Source organism: Klebsiella sp. HMSC16C06 (assembly GCF_001808325.1).
Taxonomy (GTDB): Bacteria; Pseudomonadota; Gammaproteobacteria; order Enterobacterales; family Enterobacteriaceae; genus Klebsiella; species Klebsiella variicola.
In genome coordinates this window covers 1-4,209 of the sequence record NZ_KV792992.1, presented here as the reverse complement: position 1 = coordinate 4,209, position 4,209 = coordinate 1, and the positions used below count along the sequence as shown (strand labels likewise).

The window sequence follows — 4,209 nt, the reverse complement described above, 5'->3', positions numbered from 1 at the left end:
TTCGCACCCGCCCTGCACGACCTGTAGCCCGGACCGGTACACCGCATCATTACCGGTAACGCCCCCAATATCACTGCCCCTGCAATCAGGCAAGCCTTCCCCCGCCAGATACGGTAAACTAACGCCGATTTTGCATCAGGAAGCCACTATGAACCACTCCCTCAAACCCTGGAATACCTTTGGCATTGAGCGCTCCGCCAGGACGATTGTACGCGCCGAAACTGAGCAGCAGTTATTAAGCGCCTGGCAAACTGCTGTCGCGGCAGGCGAACCCACGCTGATCCTTGGGGAAGGTAGTAATGTCCTGTTTCTGAACGACTATGCCGGTACGGTGATCCTCAACCGAATTATGGGGATCGAGGTGAGCGAAACGCCGGAAGCCTGGTGCTTGCACGTCGGCGCCGGCGAAAACTGGCATCAATTGGTGCAGTTCACGCTACAGCATGCGATGCCAGGTCTGGAAAATTTGGCATTGATCCCTGGCTGCGCAGGATCTTCGCCGATCCAGAATATTGGCGCCTACGGTGTCGAGCTCCAGCGGGTTTGCAACTATGTGGACTGCATTGAGCTGGAAACGGGTCGTAAGCAGCGTCTTTCAGCGGCGGAATGCCGTTTCGGCTACCGTGACAGTATCTTTAAACATGAATACCAGGATCGCTACGCCATCGTCGCGATTGGTTTAACGTTAGCGAAAGCATGGCAGCCTGTACTGAGTTACGGTGATTTAACGCGTCTTGATCCACAGACCGTCACCCCGCAGCAGGTATTCGATTCCGTTTGTCATATGCGAATGACTAAGTTGCCGGATCCCAAGATTAACGGCAATGCCGGAAGTTTCTTTAAGAATCCGATCGTCAGCGCTCAGGTTGCTGAAGCGCTGCTGGCGCAATTCCCCCAGGCGCCGCATTATCCGCAGGCAAACGGCACCGTCAAGCTGGCCGCGGGCTGGTTAATCGATCAATGTCAGCTCAAAGGGCAACGCATTGGCGGCGCGGCCGTCCATCGACAACAGGCCCTGGTACTCATTAATGAAGATCGAGCGACCAGCGAGGACGTGGTAAAACTAGCCCATTACGTTCGCCAGCAGGTGGGTAAGAAATTCGATGTATGGCTTCAGCCCGAGGTGCGCTTCATTGGAACGCATGGTGAAGTCAACGCAGAGGAGAGCATTGCGTGAAAGACCATACTATTCCCTTAACGTTGATTTCTATCCTGGCTGATGGCGAGTTCCACTCAGGTGAACAGCTTGGTGAGCAGTTAGGTATGAGCCGGGCGGCGATTAATAAGCATATCCAGACCTTACGCGACTGGGGCGTCGATGTGTTTACAGTGCCAGGCAAGGGTTACAGCCTGCCAGAGCCCATTCATCTGTTGGATGAGAAAAAGATTTCCCAACAGATTGAACATGGCCGAGTGACGGTTCTCCCCGTGATTGACTCCACTAACCAGTATTTACTGGACAGGCTTGATGAGCTGACATCCGGGGATTCCTGTGTGGCTGAATATCAGCAGGCAGGGCGAGGACGGCGAGGTAGAAAATGGTTCTCGCCCTTTGGCGCCAATCTTTATCTCTCGATGTACTGGCGCCTGGAGCAGGGGCCGGCGGCGGCTATTGGACTCAGCCTGGTGATTGGTATCGTGATCGCTGAAGTTCTGCAGCAACTCGGGGCCGATCAGGTTCGTGTGAAATGGCCAAACGATATTTACCTGCAAGATCGTAAACTGTCAGGGATCCTCGTGGAACTGACCGGGAAAACGGGTGATGCTGCACAAATCGTTAGTGGCGCGGGTATCAATCTTGTGATGCGTCGCGTGGAGTCTGACGTGGTCAATCAGGGGTGGATAAGCCTTCAGGAGGCGGGGGTTGTCATCGACCGCAACCTCCTCGCCGCGCGCCTGATTAAAGAGCTACGTCTGGGCCTGGAACTGTTCGAGCAGGAAGGGTTAGCGCCCTATCTGCCGCGCTGGGAGAAACTGGATAACTTTATTCATCGCCCGGTAAAACTCATTATCGGTGATAAAGAAATCTATGGAATTTCCCGGGGCATTGATGCGCAAGGCGCACTATTGCTGGAACAGGATGGGGTAATAAAAGCCTGGGTTGGCGGTGAAATATCATTGCGCAGCGCAGAATAAAAAAGGGAGCTTCGGCTCCCTTTGCTTTATTTACGTAAGCGTACTTGATTCACAGAATGATTGGCGCTTTTGGTCATGATCAGGCTGGCACGTTCGCGGGTTGGAAGGATGTTTTCTTTAAGATTCATTAAGTTAATCTCGTTCCATAGCGAGGTGGCAATATCCACCGCCTCTTCCTTCGACAGCTTAGCGTAATTGTGGAAGTAGGAGTCAGGATCGGTAAACGCCCCTTCTCGGAATTTGAGAAAACGGTTGATATACCAGCTTTTCAGTAATTCTTCCGGGGCATCGACATAAATAGAAAAATCGACAAAATCGGATACAAATACATGATGAGGATCGTGCGGATAATCCATTCCACTTTGCAGAACGTTGAGTCCCTCAAGAATTAAAATATCCGGCTGCGCGACGGTTTTATCGCCGTCGGGAATAACATCATAAATCAGATGGGAATAAACCGGCGCGGTTGCCTGCGGTACACCTGATTTAAGATCGGAGACAAACTTCACCAGTCGATGCATATCATAGGACTGCGGGAAGCCTTTCTTCTTCATTAATCCGCGTTCTTTCAATACTGAGTTAGGGTGCAAAAAACCGTCAGTAGTGATGAGTTCAACATGGCGGTGCTCCGGCCAACGGCTAAGCAAGGCCTGCAGTACACGCGCGGTGGTGCTTTTCCCCACCGCAACGCTGCCAGCGATGCTGATGATATAGGGAATGCGTTGACCGTTGGTGCCAAGAAATTGTTCGAGAACAGCCTGACGACGCAGGTTAGAACTGATATAGAAGTTGAGCAAACGCGACAGCGGCAAATAGATCTCGGCAACCTCTTCCAGAGAGAGATCTTCGTTGATGCCTTTTAACCGCGTGATTTCATCCTCGGTTAACGTCATCGGGACAGAATCACGAAGTGCAGCCCATTGGTGGCGGTTAAATTGTAGGTACGGTGTCATTAACGTCTGCTCTTTTTGGCTCATAAGCATGTTCTTACCATCGCCGTATACGTTGAAACGGCGATGCTTCACACGAGTTAATCAGGACAATGGGCAGGAGGGTAACACCAGATTGCCGGGAATAATAAGAAAAAAACTCATTGAATGCTGCTTTCTCGCGCCAGCATCACAAGAGAGGAATAAGTTTCTTATTCGTAGTAAACCAGCAGGATAGTGCTAACGGCCCGTTACCTTTCTGTCAGTCGTCCGCATACATCCTGGGCATCAGCGGGTGACTGGAACCGCTCCTGATGAGCTGGATTGCTGGCGAATATTTGCACTGCTCTGTTTGAAATTACACCGTTTTTTCGTGTAAGAGCACAAAATGTGAGCAAGAGAACGTTTTATGCAAATTTTTAGTTGCATGAACTCGCTCCTCTCCCTAGAATGCGCGCTACTTGATGCCGACTTAGCTCAGTAGGTAGAGCAACTGACTTGTAATCAGTAGGTCACCAGTTCGATTCCGGTAGTCGGCACCATAACAATTTGGGTGGGGTTCCCGAGCGGCCAAAGGGAGCAGACTGTAAATCTGCCGTCATCGACTTCGAAGGTTCGAATCCTTCCCCCACCACCACTTTCTGGCGACGCTTTGCGTAGCCGGAGTTGGTTGGGTAAACTAATCAGCTCAATACTAAAGAGAGCAGTCTCTTTAGTATTACAGAAAGAACTGGGTAGCCGAGTTTCAGGATGCGGGCATCGTATAATGGCTATTACCTCAGCCTTCCAAGCTGATGATGCGGGTTCGATTCCCGCTGCCCGCTCCAGACGTGCTGATATGGCTCAGTTGGTAGAGCGCACCCTTGGTAAGGGTGAGGTCCCCAGTTCGACTCTGGGTATCAGCACCACTTCTTTTCTCTCCTTCCCTGTTTCTCTTCTGTTATTTTCATTCAACAAGTCGGGCATGTTGCCTGGTTGATGTGGTGATATCACCGATTTATCCGTGTCTTAGAGGGACAATCGATGTCTAAAGAAAAGTTTGAACGTACAAAACCGCACGTTAACGTCGGTACTATCGGCCACGTTGACCATGGTAAAACAACGCTGACCGCTGCCATCACTACCGTTCTGGCTAAAACCTACG

The 4,209-nt window shown here is 51.1% G+C and carries 4 protein-coding genes and 4 tRNA genes; 7 read left to right on the top strand and 1 reads right to left on the bottom strand.

All coding sequences use genetic code 11. From position 1 onward, the window contains the following. Positions 1-148: 148 nt before the first annotated feature. Positions 149-1,177 carry a UDP-N-acetylmuramate dehydrogenase gene (gene murB / locus HMPREF3142_RS07710; protein ID WP_008808011.1) on the top strand — a complete coding sequence of 343 codons (1,029 nt, stop codon included), beginning with the start codon at positions 149-151 and terminating at the stop codon, positions 1,175-1,177. Continuing rightward, positions 1,174-2,136 (top strand): bifunctional biotin--[acetyl-CoA-carboxylase] ligase/biotin operon repressor BirA, encoded by a 963-nt coding sequence (gene birA / locus HMPREF3142_RS07705; protein WP_070611945.1) that lies wholly within the window; start codon positions 1,174-1,176, stop codon positions 2,134-2,136. Before murB ends, birA begins: the two co-directional genes overlap by 4 nt. A gap of 26 nt (positions 2,137-2,162) precedes the next feature. Here the strand turns inward: birA and coaA are convergent, their stop codons facing one another. Next, on the bottom strand, positions 2,163-3,113 hold the full coding sequence (gene coaA, locus HMPREF3142_RS07700) for a type I pantothenate kinase (protein WP_012543215.1): 951 nt from the start codon (positions 3,111-3,113) through the stop codon (positions 2,163-2,165). A gap of 418 nt (positions 3,114-3,531) precedes the next feature. Here coaA and HMPREF3142_RS07695 point away from each other — a divergent pair. The 5 genes from HMPREF3142_RS07695 to HMPREF3142_RS27570 form a co-directional block, all read left to right on the top strand. Next, positions 3,532-3,607: transfer RNA gene (locus tag HMPREF3142_RS07695), tRNA-Thr, on the top strand. A gap of 10 nt (positions 3,608-3,617) precedes the next feature. Next, positions 3,618-3,702: transfer RNA gene (locus HMPREF3142_RS07690), tRNA-Tyr, on the top strand. 115 nt (positions 3,703-3,817) lie between these two features. Next, a tRNA-Gly gene (locus HMPREF3142_RS07685) sits at positions 3,818-3,892 on the top strand. Between the two features lie 5 nt (positions 3,893-3,897). Next, positions 3,898-3,973: transfer RNA gene (locus HMPREF3142_RS07680), tRNA-Thr, on the top strand. A gap of 115 nt (positions 3,974-4,088) precedes the next feature. After that, a partial coding sequence (locus HMPREF3142_RS27570) for a GTP-binding protein (protein WP_001693590.1) occupies positions 4,089-4,209 on the top strand: 121 nt, incomplete at its 3' end.

Coding starts and splice junctions, on each gene's coding strand:
- murB (WP_008808011.1), top strand. CDS start 149: ATGAACCACTCCCTCAAACCCTGGAATACCTTTGGCATTGAGCGCTCC.
- coaA (WP_012543215.1), bottom strand. CDS start 3,113: ATGAGCCAAAAAGAGCAGACGTTAATGACACCGTACCTACAATTTAAC.